This is a genomic window from Pseudomonas sp. P1_F1_2, assembly GCF_056405815.1.
Window position 1 is genome coordinate 1 of sequence record NZ_JBFUBK010000056.1, and the last position, 16,377, is coordinate 16,377.

Consider the following 16,377-nt stretch of genomic DNA (forward strand, 5'->3'; position numbering starts at 1 on the left):
TCATTAGGGTCTCCCCTCAGATCGATCGATGTACAAGTGCCCGCCTGGGGAAGCTCCGTTCCCGCCCGAACCTTGAAGTTCAGGCACACACGAGCGGCTCGACAGCCACCGGTTCGAGTGTTTCCAAAAATACCAGCAGGGAGTGACAAACTCCTGGGAGGGCCGTGACCCTCTCAGGAGATAAGGTTAGTCAGAAAATCAGGACTTCTTGTCGTCAGCCGCTTTATCGGTCGGACTGGCGATCAGGGCCTTGAGCTCGTTGCTCATCGGGAAGTTCAGGTTCAGGCCTTTTGGCGGGATTGGCTGCATGAACCATTTGTCGTAGATCTTGTTGATCTCGCCCGAGGCGTAGGTGGCCTTGATGGCGTCATCCACAGCCTTTTTGAACGGCTCGTCGCCTTTGCGCATCATGCAGCCGTAGATTTCATAGGACTGCGGAGTGCCGGTCACGGCCCAGTCATCAGCCTTCTTGGCTTTGGCGGCTTCACCGGCCAGCAGGGCGTCGTCCATCATGAACGCAACGGCACGACCCGATTCCAGCATCTGGAAGGATTCGCCGTGGTCTTTGGCGGAGATGACGTTCATGCCCATCTGCTTGTCGGCGTTCATCGACTTGAGGATGCGCTCGGACGTGGTGCCGGCGGTGGTCACGACGTTCTTGCCTTTGAGGTCGTCGAAGTCTTTGTAAGCCGAACCTTTCTTGGACAGCAGGCGGGTACCGATTTCGAAGATGCCGACGGAGAAGTCAACTTGCTGCTGACGTTCCACGTTGTTGGTGGTGGAGCCGCACTCGACGTCCACGGTGCCGTTTTGCACCAGCGGGATACGGGTTTGCGAAGTCACGAGGTTGTATTTGACCTCGAGGTTGGGCATGTCCAGGTCTTTCTTGATGGCTTCGACGATTTTCAGCTGGATATCGTGGGAGTAGCCAACCGGTTTGCCGGAAGCGTCGGCAATGTAGGAGAACGGAATGGAGGCATCGCGATGCCCGAGGGTGATCACGCCGGACTCTTTGATCTTCTTCAGGGTGCCGGTGAGTTCGGCGGCGAAAACTGGAGTGCTGATCAGAGCGGCAGCAATGGCTGCGCCCAGGATATGGGGAACGATGCGCATCAAATTTTCCTCGACATTGTTTTTTTTATGGAGCCAGTTCATCGKCCCTTTTGTGCTTCGAATGCTTGCCGGCCCCGGAAAGGGATGTGGCAGGTGTTCGTCCAAGAGTGTAGAGCATGACTCGTGCCAGGCCAGGAGTCTCACATCAAATCATTGATTTATAAGGATATTAAATATTTATGGCGGGTTTTTTTGCGAGGAATAATCCGGTTATCCGAATCGACCAATAGGTCGCGTTCGGAAAACCGAATGGCCTGCCCCGCACATAACCCTGTGGGAGYCGGACTTGCCCGCGATGAGGCCAGCACAGCCACTATTAATGTTGGCTGTTCCACCGTCATCGCGGGCAAGCCCGGCTCCCACAGGGATTGGTGGTGTCTGGGGGAATGTAAAAAGCCCCTGAATCTCTCGATTCAGGGGCTTTGCTTTAACCGGCTTCCCGATCAGGCCGCTTCGATCTTTCTGCGGTTCTGTTCGACTTTGCTCAGGTAATCCGCCAGCTTGCACTGTTCCGCCTCAGTGGTGAACAGCCCGAGTTTGCTGCGACGCCACAAAATGTCGTGCGCGGTGGTTGCCCACTCATCTGAGCACAGGTAATCGATTTCGCGGGTGTAGAGCCCGCCGCCGATGTGTTCACCCATGTCACCGAGGTTCTGCACGCCTTCGAGCATGCGCCAGGTGCGGCTGCCATAAGTGGTGGCCCAACGGCGTGAGATTTCGCTCGGCACCCAGTCGAATTTGTCGCGGATCAGCGAGCTCAATGCTTGCGGGGTGGTCATGTCTTCACCGCCCGGCAGCGGGGCACTGGCGGTCCAGCTTGGCTTGATGTGCGTGAAGTAAGGCGCCAGTTGCGCCAGCGCCGATTCGGCCAGCTTGCGGTACGTGGTCAGCTTGCCGCCGAACACCGACAGCAGTGGTGCTTCTTCGCCGGTGCCCGACAATGCCAGGGTGTAGTCGCGGGTGACGGCCGACGGATTATCGGACTCGTCGTTGCACAGCGGCCGAACGCCAGAATAGCTGTGCAGGATGTCGTCGCGGCTGATTTGCTTCTTGAAGTGGGCATTGACCACCTGGAGCAAATAATCGGTTTCGCCTTCGGTGATCGCCACTTTGGCTGGGTCGCCGATGTACTCACGGTCGGTCGTGCCGATCAGGGTGAAGTGGTTCAGGTACGGAATGGTGAAGACGATGCGCTGATCTTCGTTTTGCAGAATGTGCGCGTGTTCGCCTTCGTACAGTTTCGGCACGATCAGGTGGCTGCCCTGAATCAGGCGGATGCCGTAGGGCGATTCCATCTTCAGGTCGTCACGAATGAACTTGGCAACCCATGGGCCGGCCGCGTTCACCAATGCCTTGGCGCGGATCGAAAACAGGCTGCCATCGGCGCGTTCCAGGTGCAGGTGCCACAGGCCCTTGGTGCGACGCGCGCTGACGCAGCGAGTCTGGGTGTGAACGTGGGCGCCTTTTTCGCGAGCGGCCATGGCGTTCAGGACCACGAGGCGGGCGTCGTCAACCCAACAGTCGGAGTATTCGAAGCCTTTGGTGATTTCACTTTTCAGCGCGCTGTCCGGGCCGAACTTCAGGCTTTTGGAGCCTGCCAGTTGTTCCCGTTTGCCGAGGTTGTCATAGAGAAACAGGCCGGCGCGGATCATCCAGGCCGGACGCAGGTGCGGGCGGTGTGGCAGGACGAAACGCATCTGTTTGACGATATGTGGCGCCTTGGCCAGCAACACTTCACGCTCGGCCAGGGCCTCACGCACCAGGCGGAATTCGTAATGTTCGAGGTAGCGCAGACCACCGTGGATCAGCTTGCTGCTGGCCGAAGAGGTGTGGCTGGCCAGGTCATCCTTTTCACAAAGGAACACTGAAAGACCGCGGCCGGCGGCATCCGCTGCGATCCCCACGCCATTTATCCCGCCACCGATGACGGCAATGTCGTAGACCTCTGCGAGAGGGGGCGTAGGCAAGGTGGAAGTGGGCATCGGCTGGCCTCGGTGCTTATTTTATGTATTTGAATTCGAACATTAATGTTCATTTGCGAAAATGGTAGCCCATAAAGAGGCGCGCAGCCAGTTAACTTCGATTGAAAAAACTCATCGAAGGGCGGCTAAAGGAAAATTTTCGAACATTAGAAGAATAAAGAGAGAGGGGGGGCGCAGCGATATTTGTAGGAGCACGGCTTGCCGGCGATGACGTACTTGAGGCCGCCATCGCCGGCAAGCCGTGCTCCTACGGGTTGTGTAACCGCCTTCGCGGTTAAACGACTTCCAGGCGAATCTTGTGCTGACTCAGCAACTGCGCCAGCGCGGGCACCGGCGGCTGGTCGGTCACCAGGCAATCGATCAGGCTGATCGGCCCCAGTCGAATCATGGCGTTGCGCCCGAATTTGCTGGAGTCCGCCGCGAGGATCACCTGGCGCGCATTGGCGATGATCGCCTGCGATACACGCACTTCCTGATAGTCGAAGTCCAGCAGGCTGCCGTCTTCATCAATACCGCTGATGCCCACCAGCGCGAAGTCGACCTTGAACTGGTTGATAAAGTCGACGCTCGCCTGACCGACCACACCGCCGTCGCGCCGCACATTGCCGCCCGTCAGCAGAACGTCGAAGTCGTCCTTGGCGCTGAGCATCGAGGCCACATGCAGGTTGTTGGTGATGATCTTCAGGTGATTGTGGTTGAGCAGCGCCCGGGCAATCGATTCGGTGGTGGTACCGATATTGATGAACAGCGAGGCGTGATCGGGGATCTGGGCGGCAATGGCTTCGCCGATGCGTTGCTTTTCATCGCGCATCTGATCGGCGCGCATGGCGTAGGCGGTGTTTTCGACGCTGGAGTCGTAAGCAGCGCCGCCATGGTAGCGACGCAATAAATTAGCTTCCGCGAGCTGATTGATATCGCGGCGGATGGTCTGCGGTGTAACGACGAACAGCGTAGCCATTTCCTCGATACTGACGTAGCCGCGTTCGCGGACCAGTTCGAGGATTTGCTGCTGACGGGGAGGCAGATTCATGGGGCTTCCTTTGGGCTGCCGTGCAAAATTTGCCCATGATGCCGCAGGAATCCGCTCCCGACCAGTTTCCAAACAGCGTGAAAGCTACTGCGCTCGGCAATCCTGCGTTAAAAACAGGCTCGGACTGCTCATTTACAAACCCGTAAACTCCGCGTCCTCGCCTGTTTTTGCCTTGTCTTGTCTTGCCTTCGCTCGCTACGCTTTCACGCTGTTCGGACAGCCTTAGTCAGTCCTCAGACAGGCTTATTCAGCGTCCTCACGATCCCAGTCACGGGTCCGGCTAACCGCTTTTTTCCAGCCTTTGTAGAGTTTTTCCTTCGCTGCTTCGTCCAGGCTCGGTTCGAATTCGCGCTCGATCACTGCCTTGCCACGCAGTTCTTCCAGGCTGCCCCAGAAGCCGCACGCCAGGCCGGCCAGGTAAGCGGCGCCGAGTGCGGTGGTTTCGCGCATTTGCGGACGCTCGACCTTTGTACCGAGGATGTCGGCCTGGAACTGCATCAGGAAGTTGTTCGCCACCGCACCGCCGTCCACGCGCAGGGCTTTGAGGCGTTCGCCGGAATCCTGTTGCATGGCGTCGAGCACGTCGCGGGTCTGGTAGGCAATCGATTCCAGTGCGGCACGAATGATGTGATCCACGCGTACGCCACGGGTCAGGCCGAACAGTGCGCCACGGGCATACGGGTCCCAGTAGGGAGCGCCCAGGCCGGTGAAGGCCGGCACCAGGTACACGCCGTTGCTGTCCTTCGCTTTATTGGCGAAGTATTCGGTGTCGTGGGCGTCGTTGATGATCTTCAGTTCGTCACGCAGCCATTGAACGGTTGAACCACCGTTGAACACCGCGCCTTCCAGTGCATACGCGACTTCGCCGCGCGGGCCGCACGCGATGGTGGTGAGCATGCCGTGCCTGGACTTCACGGCTTTGTCGCCGGTGTTCATCAGCAGGAAGCAACCGGTGCCGTAGGTGTTTTTTGCCTGCCCGGGCTCGACGCACATTTGACCGAACAGCGCGGCTTGCTGGTCGCCGGCGATGCCGCCGATGGCAATGCCGCTCTTGGTATGGCCATAGATTTCCGAAGAGGCTTTCACTTGCGGAAGCATTTCGCGCGGGATGTCGAGGATCTCCAGCATCTTCGCGTCCCACTCAAGCGAGTGGATGTTGAAGAGCATGGTGCGCGAGGCGTTGGTGTAGTCGGTGACGTGGACTTTGCCGCCGGTGAATTTCCAGATCAGCCAGCTGTCGACGGTGCCGAACAGCAGTTCGCCGTTGCGCGCACGTTCGCGGCTGCCTTCGACGTTGTCGAGGATCCACTTGAGCTTGGTGCCGGAGAAGTACGGGTCGGTGACCAGGCCCGTGGTGTCGCTGATGTATTGCTCGTGACCGTCGCGCTTGAGCTGTTCGCAAATCTCGGTGCTGCGTCGGCATTGCCAGACGATCGCGTTGTAGATCGGGCGGCCGGTGGTCTTGTCCCAGACGACGGTGGTTTCGCGTTGATTGGTGATGCCGATGGCGGCCACCTGGTCGTGATGCAGGCCGGCTTGCGCCAGGGCCTCGACCATCACGGCGCTTTGAGTGGCGAAGATTTCCATCGGGTCATGTTCAACCCAGCCGGCTTGCGGGTAATGCTGCGCGAATTCGCGCTGGGCGGTGCAGACCACGTTGGCGTCGCGGTCGAAAATGATCGCGCGCGAGCTGGTCGTACCCTGGTCGAGGGCAATGATGTAGTTCTTATTCTGAGTGTCGGTCATGTCGATTGCCTTGGACGAAATAAGGGGTGAGATCAGGCGCGCAACCACAATGGGCAGGATCACGCGCCTACGGTATCAAGAAGTGCTTGGTTTGCCGTCAATGGCCGGTGTTGCGTCCTTTGTAGCAGGTGTGGCGCCGGGCAGATGACGGGCAATCAGCCCGCGATAAGCGGCAGCACCGAGGCAGGCACCGACAATCGGTGCAAAAACAGGAATCAGGAAGTACGGGATATCACGCCCGCCAGTGAAGGAAATTTCACCCCAGCCAGCGAAGAAAGTCATCAGTTTAGGACCGAAGTCCCGCGCCGGGTTCATCGCGAAACCGGTCAGCGGGCCCATCGAGCTGCCGATCACCGCAATCAGCAGGCCGATCAGCAGCGGCGCCAGCGGTCCCTTTGGCAGGCCGTTGTTGTCATCGGTCAGGGACATGATCACGCCCATCAGGATCGCGGTGATGATCACTTCCACCAGGAACGCCTGGGCCGTGGTCAGGGCCGGGTTGGGGAAGGTCGAGAACACCGACGCCAACTCCAGGCTGGCCTGAGTGCCGCGAACCATATGGTGAGTTTGTTCGAAATCGAAGAACAGATTGCTGTACAGCGTGTAAACCAACAGCGCGCCGCAGAAGGCGCCTGCCACTTGGGCCAGAATGTAAAACGGTAATTTGCGCTTTTCGAAGTCAGTGAAAATGCTCAGGGCAATACTGACAGCAGGGTTGAGGTGCGCACCGGAAACTCCGGCGGTCATGTAAATCGCCATGCTGACGCCGACGCCCCAGATGATGCTGATTTCCCACAAGCCAAAGCTGGCGCCCGCGACCTTGAGCGCGGCAACACAACCGGTACCAAAAAAGATAAGCAGTGCAGTCCCCAGGAACTCGGCCATGCATTGGCTCGAGAGCGACGGTTGTTGTAAAGCAGTTGTCATTGAAAACCTCAATTGTTTTTGTTGTCTGGCGCTTTTTTCATCATGGTCCAAGCGCGATTTTCACCAAGGCAGGATCCCCATCCGGGTCTTGGTTTACTGCGGGGTGCTGCTGTAAGACTTTTCGTGCGTATTCATATTCGAAAAAATATAGACAAGAAACGCTGCTGTCAAAGGTCGAAAGTGAACCATTGGTCATTAATCAACTATTAGTCACGTGAATGGTCGTGTTGTTCACGCGGGCCGTCTTGCCCTGACGGATGGTAAAAGGCGTCGCCAGCCCCTGAAAACAGGGGCGTAATAGAGCGTTTTGCAGGTCAATGACCTAGAATCGAGCGCAGGATTTTTCTACTGCTGCCCAGTCTGGAGCTGTCATGACCCCCGCATTGGATTTGTTGAAAAAAGTTCGAGCCGAACATCGTGTGCACAGTTACGAACATGATCCAAAAGCTGCGTCCTATGGATTGGAGGCCGCCGAGAAGCTCGGGCTCGACCCGGCGCAAGTGTTCAAGACCTTGCTGGCGGCCAGTGAAAAAGGTGAGTTGCTGGTGGCGGTGGTGCCGGTCGTCGGGAGTCTGGATTTGAAGCATCTGGCCCACGCGGCGGGTGTGAAGAAAGTCGAGATGGCCGACCCTGCGGCTGCGCAACGAGCGACGGGGTATCTGTTGGGCGGAATCAGTCCGTTGGGGCAGAAGAAGCGTTTGCGCACGTTTATCGACAGTTCGGCTCAGCCACTGGCGAGCATTTTTGTCAGTGCCGGGCGTCGCGGTCTGGAAGTTGAATTGGCGCCGGCAGTGCTGGCCGAACACACTCAAGCGACGTTTGCCGATATCGGGCGCGTTTGAGGCCGGCAGTGGGTGCCGCGCTGTATGGCAAAAATCAGGCGGCTCTGTCACTGGTGCCGGTTTGCCGGGCGCTGCATGCTCGGCGGCCATACAAGGAGAGACAGCCATGCAGCTTGAGTTTCATCAAGTCGATGCGTTCAGTGATCGACCATTCAGTGGCAACCCGGCGATGGTGTATCGGCTGGATACCTGGCTCGCCGACGAACTGATGCAGAAAATCGCCGCCGAACACAATCTCGCCGAAACCGCTTTCGTGGTGCGTGAAGGACAGCATTGGCACATCCGCTGGTTTACCCCGACGACTGAGGTGCCACTGTGTGGGCATGCGACGCTGGCCAGCGCCTATGTGTTGTTTGAGGTCTATAAAGAGCCGGCCGAGCGTCTGGACTTCATTTGCAAGTCCGGCCCGTTGAGTGTGAGTCGTGACGGCGAGCGCTTGTGGTTGGACTTCCCGGCGATCACGCCCTCAGAAGTGGGTGTCACCCTGGATGTCGAGCGCGCCCTGGGTGTCGAAGTGGTCGATGTGCTGGGTTCAAACGAGTTGTTTGTGGTGTTGGAGTCAGAACAGGCAGTGCTTGATTGCCAGCCGGACATGGTCGCCTTGGCGAAGCTGCCGTGGCCCGGGGCGATTGTGACCGCCAAAGGCAACAAGCATGATTTTGTCTCCCGCTATTTCGCGCCAGCGATTGGCATCAACGAAGACCCGGTGACTGGCTCGACCCATTGCAGCCTGATTCCGTATTGGTCGAAACGGCTGGGTAAAACGAGCCTGACCGCGTATCAGTGTTCGAAACGAGGTGGGGAGTTGTTCTGTCGGTTGGAAGGCGATCGGGTAAAAATCGGCGGGAATGCAACGCTGGTTGCGAGCGGAACGCTGAGATTGGCCTAACGCTGATCTTTGTAGGAGCAAAGCTTGCTCGCGATGAACGATGACGCGGTGCGTCAGCTAAACCGCGGCGATGCTATCGCAAGCAAGCTTTGCTCCTACAGAAGCGGGGGAGTCAGTTGGCGGTGCTGTAGCGGCGCACGCCTGATTCAACGGCAGGAATCTGCGCGGCTGTACTGCCCGCCGCCTGAAACAACACCAGATGCTCAGCCGCAACACGAATGCCGACATCAGCGCCGAGCTGACGATCGACATGGCTGGGGAATATCGATTCCAGCTGCGCCCCGGTCGGCATCTGCAACCGATACAGCGTCGACGCACCCTGGAACGACTTGCCAACAATGCGTGCTTTCAACGAACTGTCCGGCGCGTAGACGATATCGTCCGGACGCAGCAGTACGTCTACCGCGCCGCCCATCGGCCAGGTGTAGGCCCGATTGCCGCGTAGCTCACCCAACTCGGTCTGTACCGATTCCGGGCTGCTGAGTTGGCCACGAATGAAGTAACCCTGGCCAATAAAACTGGCCACGAACGGTGTTTGCGGTTCGTGATAAAGGTTGTAGGGCGTGTCCCATTGTTCCAGGCGACCTTCCTTGAACACGCCGATATGATCGCTCACGGCGAACGCTTCTTCCTGATCGTGGGTCACCAGAATCGCGCTGGTGCCCCGCGCCTTGAGAATGTCGCGCACCTCATGGCTGAGCTTGCGGCGCAGCTCGCCATCGAGGTTGGAAAACGGTTCGTCGAGCAGCAGCAGTTGGGGTTCTGGTGCCAGTGCGCGGGCCAGGGCAACTCGTTGTTGCTGACCGCCGGAAAGCTCGTGCGGGAAACGCTTGCCGAGGTTTTTCAGGTTGACCAGTTCGAGCAGTTCTTCGGTGACACGATCCTTTTGCGGGTGCTTGCGGATTCCGAAGGCGATGTTCTCGGCGACGCTCAAATGCGGAAACAGCGCGTAGTCCTGGAACACCATGCCGATCCGGCGTTTCTCTGGGGCGAGGGTGAAACCGGCGCGGGAGATCGTCTCGCCGGCCAAGGTGATTTCACCTTCGTGCACCGGTTCAAACCCGGCAATCGCCCGCAGGGTGGTGGTCTTTCCGCACCCCGAAGAGCCGAGCAGGCAGCCGATGTCGCCGGCGTTGAGGTGCAGATTGAGGTTCTGCACCACGCGTTGATCTTGATAGCCGCAGGCGAGGTTTTTCAGGTTAAGCAGTAATGGCTGGCTCATGCGTGGTGGTACGCCGGCTCGACAAGAAATTCGAGCAGGGCCTTTTGCGCGTGAAGACGGTTTTCCGCCTGGTCCCAAGCCACGGAGCGCTTGTCGTCGAGCAGGTCGACGCTGATTTCTTCGCCGCGGTGGGCCGGCAGGCAATGCATGAACAGCACATCGTCTGCGGCCAGGTCCAGCAGGGCGCGATTGACCTGGTAGGGCGCGAACAGCTTCAAGCGCTTGGCGGTTTCTTCTTCCTGGCCCATGGAGGTCCAGACGTCGGTGCTCACCAGGTGGGCGCCGCGCACGGCGTCCTTTGGATCGCGGACGATCGTCACGCGATCACCGGCCTTGGCCACGAATTCGCGGTTGGGTTCATACCCTTCAGGGCAGGCAATGCGCAGCTGGAAGTCGAACTGGATCGCCGCTTCTATATAGCTGTTGCACATGTTGTTGCCGTCGCCGATCCAGGCCACGGTCTTGCCCTGGATCGAGCCGCGATGTTCGAGGAAGGTTTGCATGTCGGCCAGCAACTGGCACGGGTGCAAGTCATCGGACAGGCCATTGATCACCGGTACGCGGGAGTTGGCGGCGAATTCGGTCAGGGTGCTGTGAGCAAAGGTTCGGATCATCACTGCGTCGAGCATGCTCGACATGACGATCGCGCAGTCACCGATCGGCTCGCCACGGCCCAGTTGGGTGTCGCGCGGCGAAAGGAAGATCGCCTGGCCACCGAGCTGAATCATGCCGGCTTCGAACGAGATCCGGGTGCGGGTCGAGGACTTCTCGAAAATCATCCCCAGGACGCGGTTTTTCAAAGGCTCGAACAGTACGCCGCGGTTACGCAGGTCCTTGAGCTCAACGCCTCGACGGATCACGCTGACCAGCTCTTCGGGCGTGCAATCCATCAGGGAGAGAAAGTGCCTTGCGCTCATCATTGACTACCTTTTTGCTACAAACCGCAGATGCTCAAAGCCTTGTTTAACGGAACAACGGGCGAGACCTGCGGCGTAAGCCGCACGGGGCGACGAAATAGGGGAAGGCGCGATCTTATAATTAAATGTCGCGTCTTACCAATAGGGCTACGGTTTTTATGGGATTTCATAGAGGCTACAGGCTGATCGCCATAGCGCTTTTGAAGCCTTTTTCCTGACAGCAGCCAGCCATTTGTACACCGGGGCTGCGGGGCTTTGCAATCAAGCGGGGCGGGGATGGTGCTGCGGCGGTCGGTTTCTGACCTGACATTCGCAGTAGTTGATGGCACTGTGCCTTTACTGAAACACTTGCTAATGCAAAGTGCTGGGTTATAAATAAGTCACGAGCGACGCAGGAAGCATTCGAAATGGAATCGAAAGAACAGCAGTTGATGGAACTACTCGGCCTCACCGCCCGCTCACTGACTCACCTGACCGCGTCCATGACGTCCATGTCTTTCGAACTGTTGCGCAGCGAAGACGAAGTCACGCGGGCCGCCGGACGACGGATGATCGACCGCATGGCAACCATCAGCTCGGGGCTCGATGAACATTGGCGACTGATTGGCGAGCTCACGGGCGTCTATGTCTCCCAGGAACAGATTGAAACCCTTCAGGAAATCCAGCTGCAGCCCCCGCCCAGGCTGCCGTCGAGTTAATCAGCAGCAGTCATCGGCTGGCCTGATAGTCGGCGATTCACAAGACGAACGTCGCTGGCGCAGTCGCGGGTCTGGCGCCATAGTTTTGTTCCCGCGGCCGCTATTGCCCGCCCAGAACAAGACAGAGACTGGCCATGACCAAGACTCTCCATCACCGTGCGTGCCACCTGTGTGAAGCCATCTGCGGCCTGACCATCGAAACCTCTGAGGTTGAAGGTGGCGGCGTGCAAATCACCTCGATCAAGGGTGACCCGCAAGATACGTTCAGCCGTGGGCATATCTGTCCCAAAGCAGTGGCGCTGCAAGACATACAGAATGATCCGGACCGTCTGCGTCAGCCGATGCTGCGTGTGGGCAGCGAATGGCAGCCTATCGCGTGGGAAGACGCCTTCGATCTCGTAGCCGAACGCCTGGCGGTGATTCAGGAGCGGCACGGGCAGAATGCGGTGGCGGTGTATCAAGGCAATCCCAGCGTGCATAACTACGGGTTGATGACTCATAGCAATTATTTCCTTGGCCTGCTGAAGACCCGCAACCGGTTTTCCGCGACCTCGGTCGACCAGTTGCCGCATCACCTGACCAGTCATTTGATGTACGGCCATGGATTGCTGTTGCCCATCCCGGACATCGATCACACCGATTTCATGCTGATCCTGGGTGGCAACCCGCTGGCCTCCAATGGCAGCATCATGACCGTGCCGGATGTGGAAAAACGCCTGAAGGCGATTCAGGCGCGGGGCGGCAAAGTGGTGGTGGTCGATCCGCGTCGTAGCGAAACGGCAGCGATGGCCGATCAACATTTGTTTGTGCGTCCCGGTGGCGATGCGGCCTTGTTGTTCGGGCTGCTCAATACCTTGTTTACTGAACAGCTGACCCGCGACAGCCATTTGCCGGTGGACGGTCTGGAAGACGTGCGTGAGGCCATCGCCAGCTTCACCGCCGAAGCCATGAGCCCGCTGTGCGCGGTGCCGGCAGAAATGATTCACCAACTGGCGCGAGATTTTGCGGCGGCGAAGACTGCGGTTTGCTATGGCCGCATGGGCGTCTCGACGCAAGCGTTCGGTACGCTGTGCCATTGGCTGGTGCAATTGATCAATCTGGTCACCGGCAACCTTGACCGGGTCGGTGGCGCACTGTGCACCGAACCGGCGGTGGACTTGGTGGCCTCCACCTCGGGCGGGCACTTCAATCAATGGCAGAGCCGCGTGTCGGGTCGTCCAGAGTACGCCGGTGAGTTGCCGGTGTCGGCGCTCGCCGAAGAAATGCTCACCGAAGGGGAAGGGCAGGTGCGTGCGCTCATCACGGTCGCCGGTAATCCGGTGTTGTCCACGCCCAATGGCCGGCAACTGGAGCAGGCGCTGGACGGTCTGGAGTTCATGGTCAGCGTCGACTTGTACATCAACGAAACCACGCGCTATGCCGACCTGATCCTGCCGTCGACGTCTGCCCTGGAAAACGATCACTACGACACAACGTTCAACATGTTCGCGGTGCGCAACGTGACACGCTTCAATCGCGCGATTCTGGCCAAGCCCGAAGGTGCCCTGCATGACTGGGAGATCTTTGTCGGTCTGGCCAAGGCATTTGCCGCCAGGACCGGCAAGGAACTGAAACCGACCATCGCGCCTGCGCAAATGATCGACCGTGGATTGCGCATGGGGCTGTATGGCGATGCTTCGGCACAGAAACTGTCACTGGCAACCTTGTTCGATCATCCGCATGGGGTGGATTTGGGCGCGCTGAAGTCCAACCTGGCGCCGCGCCTGAAAACCGCCAATCAGCACGTGCAGGCAGCTCCGGCACCGATTCTTGCCGACCTCGCACGTTTCGCCGCGCTGCAAGCACCGGCAGCCGATGAATTGCTGATGATTGGCCGCCGTCATGTGCGCAGCAACAACTCGTGGATGCACAACTATCACCGATTGGTGAAGGGCAAGCCGCGGCATCAATTGCTGATGCACCCGGACGACCTGGCCAGTCGTGGGCTCAATGACGGGCAGCGCGTGCGAGTCAGCTCGCGAGTCGGCATGATCGAAGTGGAAGTGGTCGCCAGCCTGGACATGATGAAAGGCGTGGTCAGCCTGCCTCACGGCTGGGGCCACGCACGGCCGGGTGTGCAGATGACGATCGCCAGCGGTCAACCGGGTTCCAGCGCCAACGATCTGACTGACGAGTGTCAGCTCGACGAGCTGTCGGGGAATGCTGCGTTGAACGGCGTACCGGTGACAGTGGCAGCGGCGTGATCGTGTCTGTCGGGGAGGCCGAGCATGGCGCTCGGGTTTCCGTTACAATGCGCCACCGTGCCGACCTCTGAGTCGGAAAGTTCAGCCGAGGTGCTCCATGGATATCATCGAAACGATTAAAGAGCAGATTGCTAACAACACCATTCTGCTTTACATGAAAGGTTCGCCGAATGCCCCGCAGTGTGGCTTCTCCGCGAAAGCCGCACAGGCCGTGATGGCATGTGGCGAAAAGTTTGCGTACGTGGATATCCTGCAGAACCCGGAAATCCGCGCCAACCTGCCAAAATACGCCAACTGGCCAACCTTCCCGCAACTGTGGGTCGGTGGTGAGCTGGTCGGCGGTAGCGACATCATGACTGAAATGGCTGCTGACGGTTCGTTGCAGACCACGATCAAAGCCGCTGTTGAAGCGGCCGCTGCCAACAAGACCGAAGCTTGATCCGCTCTTTGTAGGAGCCGAGCTTGCTCGCGATACAGGCGCCGCGGTTTAGCAAGAACACCGCGTCATCGTTCATCGCTGGCAAGCCATGCTCCTACAGGGCATAAAAAAGCCCCGCCTCTATAAAAGAGTGCGGGGCTTTTTATTGTCTCGCGTTAAACGGGCGCTAACTTACTCGTCTTCGCCCATCTGCGATTGCAGATAGTTCTCAAGACCGACTTTATCGATCAGGCCCAATTGGGTTTCCAGCCAGTCGATATGTTCTTCTTCGGATTCAAGAATGTCTTCGAGCAGTTCGCGGCTACCGAAGTCGCCAACGGTTTCGCAATGAGCGATAGCGACTTTCAGGTCGGCATGGCCGATGCGTTCAATACGCAGGTCACACTCAAGCATTTCCTTGGTGTGCTCGCCGATGTGCAGCTTGCCCAAGTCCTGGACGTTCGGCAGGCCTTCAAGGAACAGGATGCGCTTGATCAGCTTGTCCGCGTGCTTCATCTCGTCGATGGATTCGTGGTACTCGTGCTTGCCCAGCTTGTTCAGGCCCCAATCTTCGTACATGCGTGCATGCAAAAAGTATTGATTGATTGCGACCAGCTCATTGGCAAGAATTTTGTTGAGATGCTGGATGACTGTAACGTCGCCTTTCATGATGGGATCCTGCCCTAAGTAGCTGTCTATAAAGCAGGAGTTTGAGCCGCGCATGTAAGAGTGTCAAACCTAAGTTATTGAAACTTATATGAAAATTAATCGGAATAAGAATGTTTGTGTTCCGCGTCTAGAGCGTAAGCGGTTGATTTTCAGGCATAAAAAAACCGGACTTTAAGTCCGGTGGAATACTGTTTTGCCTAGATGGACAGCCCTTAATAAACCTTTATGTGATAAGCGCTTACGCTTTATGGGGTTACACTGAAATTAACCGGGTTACAGTGAAATTATCACCCCGGCGTAACCCCCGGAGTCAGATCATGGACACCACATTTAGCTTCACCAAGGCGATGCTGGACAGTTTGCCGCTACCCGAAGGCAAACAGCGCGATGTTTATTACGACGAACGGCAACCCGGTTTGCAGATTCGAGTTACCAGCTCCGGCGCCAAAACATTTTCCGTGTTCGCCCGTGTAGCCGGTGGCAGCCCCACGCGGGTGACCATTGGCCGATACCCGGCCCTCACCCCGGAGGCCGCCAGAAAAATCGCCAAGGCGAAAATCGCCCAGTTGGCTGTTGGCGTGAACCCGAACGCGGAAGATCGCGCCAGCAGGGTAGAGCCGATGACCTTGGCCAAAGCCATGGCCTCGTACGTGGAAAACCAGACCCGCGAAGACGACAAGCTGTCACTTAAGCCACGGACCAAAGCCGACTATCTGGCCATGGTCAAACCCAGTCGGTTGACGGCGGCGGGCAAACAGACCAAGGGTGGTTTGTTGCGCAAGCTGGCGAAAAAGCCCATCCATGAAATCAGCGCCGCCGACATCCGTAGCCTGAACACGGAAAATAAAGCCCAGCGTGGCGAGCGCCAAGCGGCGTACAGCATGCAAGTGCTAAAGGCGGTTTTGAATTTTTATGGCGTCAAGGTCAAGGACAGTCCGTTTAGTCTGGACACAGCCAAGTCGGGGCGCGTGGTGATCCCCAAGACGAAAGCCGCCGACGAGACGCCYGTAACGGAATTGCTGAAAAACCTCGGTTTCTTCTGGCAGAAGTTAAATGCCGTGCAGTCACCCGCGAGCGATTACCTAAGGCTCTTACTCCTGACCGGGTGCCGCCCAAGCGAACCGCTTCGGGTGCCGGTGGCCGATTGCGATTTAGCGGCGGGCAAGGTGCTGCTGCGCGACACTAAAACGCGCACGGACCACACGTTGTTGTTGTCGTCACAATCACTGGAGATTATAAAAAGACAGATTCAAGGGAAGGGGCTTGAAGATCGTTTGTTCAATGTCATCCCCGCACAAGCCAACGTACTGGCGCATGAGTTATCGGCCATTACTGGCTTAACGTTTACACCGAAAAACTTGCGCGCCGTGTTCGCTTCAATCGCCAGTGATCTGGTGACCGTTCATATTTATAAACGAATTTTGAATCGCGGGAAGGGCGACGTAGACGATAAAAATTACATTAAAAAACTGGAGTCGCAATTGCGCGCTGGCTGGCAAGCGGTGGCGGACCACGTTGAAGCCCTTGCCGCTGATAACATTGTGTCATTATTTAAATTAAACTAAAACAAAAGGCCCTTCGGGGCCTTCTTTATATGCCAACGCCATAACTTTCAATCAGTTATCATGCCGATAACATTGTGCCATTATTTAGATTGATTTCAAGCTAATTAACCATTCGG

At 57.7% G+C, this 16,377-nt stretch carries 14 protein-coding genes; 6 read left to right on the forward strand and 8 right to left on the reverse strand.

Features of this window, described 5'->3' with window-relative positions; genetic code table 11:
• Positions 1 to 198: 198 nt before the first annotated feature.
• The 5 genes from AC1D2P_RS17440 to AC1D2P_RS17460 form a co-directional block, all read right to left on the reverse strand.
• On the reverse strand, positions 199 to 1,113 hold the full coding sequence (locus tag AC1D2P_RS17440) for a glutamate/aspartate ABC transporter substrate-binding protein (protein ID WP_223523527.1): 915 nt from the start codon (positions 1,111 to 1,113) through the stop codon (positions 199 to 201).
• A gap of 443 nt (positions 1,114 to 1,556) precedes the next feature.
• Positions 1,557 to 3,095, reverse strand: coding sequence for a glycerol-3-phosphate dehydrogenase (gene glpD, locus AC1D2P_RS17445; RefSeq protein WP_109785020.1), 1,539 nt, complete (start codon positions 3,093 to 3,095; stop codon positions 1,557 to 1,559).
• Between the two features lie 274 nt (positions 3,096 to 3,369).
• The gene (locus AC1D2P_RS17450) at positions 3,370 to 4,125 is read right to left on the reverse strand and encodes a DeoR family transcriptional regulator (RefSeq protein ID WP_007943555.1); all 756 of its coding nucleotides are present in this window, start codon (positions 4,123 to 4,125) and stop codon (positions 3,370 to 3,372) included.
• A 243-nt stretch (positions 4,126 to 4,368) separates the two neighbouring features.
• Entirely contained in the window at positions 4,369 to 5,871 is a 1,503-nt protein-coding gene (gene glpK / locus AC1D2P_RS17455; RefSeq protein WP_477758010.1) for a glycerol kinase GlpK, read from the reverse strand.
• Positions 5,872 to 5,946: 75 nt separating this feature from the next.
• Complete coding sequence (locus tag AC1D2P_RS17460) at positions 5,947 to 6,798, reverse strand: MIP/aquaporin family protein (protein ID WP_223523525.1); 852 nt, start codon at positions 6,796 to 6,798, stop codon at positions 5,947 to 5,949.
• 371 nt (positions 6,799 to 7,169) lie between these two features.
• Between AC1D2P_RS17460 and ybaK the strand changes: the two genes are divergently transcribed.
• Positions 7,170 to 7,640 carry a Cys-tRNA(Pro) deacylase gene (gene ybaK, locus AC1D2P_RS17465; RefSeq protein WP_046026546.1) on the forward strand — a complete coding sequence of 157 codons (471 nt, stop codon included), beginning with the start codon at positions 7,170 to 7,172 and terminating at the stop codon, positions 7,638 to 7,640.
• A 106-nt stretch (positions 7,641 to 7,746) separates the two neighbouring features.
• A complete protein-coding gene (locus AC1D2P_RS17470) occupies positions 7,747 to 8,529 on the forward strand; it encodes a PhzF family phenazine biosynthesis protein (protein ID WP_109785022.1) in 783 nt (260 codons plus the stop codon).
• A 112-nt stretch (positions 8,530 to 8,641) separates the two neighbouring features.
• Here AC1D2P_RS17470 and AC1D2P_RS17475 read toward each other — a convergent pair whose 3' ends face one another.
• Both AC1D2P_RS17475 and argF read right to left on the reverse strand, forming a co-directional pair.
• Positions 8,642 to 9,751, reverse strand: a complete 1,110-nt coding sequence (locus tag AC1D2P_RS17475; protein WP_223523523.1) for an ABC transporter ATP-binding protein — start codon at positions 9,749 to 9,751, stop codon at positions 8,642 to 8,644.
• On the reverse strand, positions 9,748 to 10,668 hold the full coding sequence (argF, locus tag AC1D2P_RS17480) for an ornithine carbamoyltransferase (protein ID WP_223523521.1): 921 nt from the start codon (positions 10,666 to 10,668) through the stop codon (positions 9,748 to 9,750). Before argF ends, AC1D2P_RS17475 begins: the two co-directional genes overlap by 4 nt.
• A gap of 407 nt (positions 10,669 to 11,075) precedes the next feature.
• Here argF and AC1D2P_RS17485 point away from each other — a divergent pair, with 407 nt between their 5' ends.
• The 3 genes from AC1D2P_RS17485 to grxD all read left to right on the forward strand — a co-directional run bounded on the left by AC1D2P_RS17485 (position 11,076) and on the right by grxD (position 14,048).
• Positions 11,076 to 11,366 carry a hypothetical protein gene (locus AC1D2P_RS17485; protein ID WP_046026488.1) on the forward strand — a complete coding sequence of 97 codons (291 nt, stop codon included), beginning with the start codon at positions 11,076 to 11,078 and terminating at the stop codon, positions 11,364 to 11,366.
• 134 nt (positions 11,367 to 11,500) lie between these two features.
• Entirely contained in the window at positions 11,501 to 13,609 is a 2,109-nt protein-coding gene (locus AC1D2P_RS17490; protein WP_477758011.1) for a molybdopterin oxidoreductase family protein, read from the forward strand.
• A gap of 97 nt (positions 13,610 to 13,706) precedes the next feature.
• Positions 13,707 to 14,048 (forward strand): Grx4 family monothiol glutaredoxin, encoded by a 342-nt coding sequence (gene grxD, locus AC1D2P_RS17495; RefSeq protein WP_007943565.1) that lies wholly within the window; start codon positions 13,707 to 13,709, stop codon positions 14,046 to 14,048.
• A 171-nt stretch (positions 14,049 to 14,219) separates the two neighbouring features.
• On the opposite strand, the gene bfr is transcribed toward grxD, so the two are convergent.
• Positions 14,220 to 14,696, reverse strand: coding sequence for a bacterioferritin (bfr, locus tag AC1D2P_RS17500; RefSeq protein ID WP_046026484.1), 477 nt, complete (start codon positions 14,694 to 14,696; stop codon positions 14,220 to 14,222).
• Between the two features lie 317 nt (positions 14,697 to 15,013).
• On the opposite strand from bfr, the gene AC1D2P_RS17505 reads away from it, so the two are divergent.
• The gene (locus AC1D2P_RS17505; protein WP_477758012.1) at positions 15,014 to 16,261 is read left to right on the forward strand and encodes a tyrosine-type recombinase/integrase; all 1,248 of its coding nucleotides are present in this window, start codon (positions 15,014 to 15,016) and stop codon (positions 16,259 to 16,261) included.
• The last annotated feature ends 116 nt before the right edge of the window (positions 16,262 to 16,377 follow it).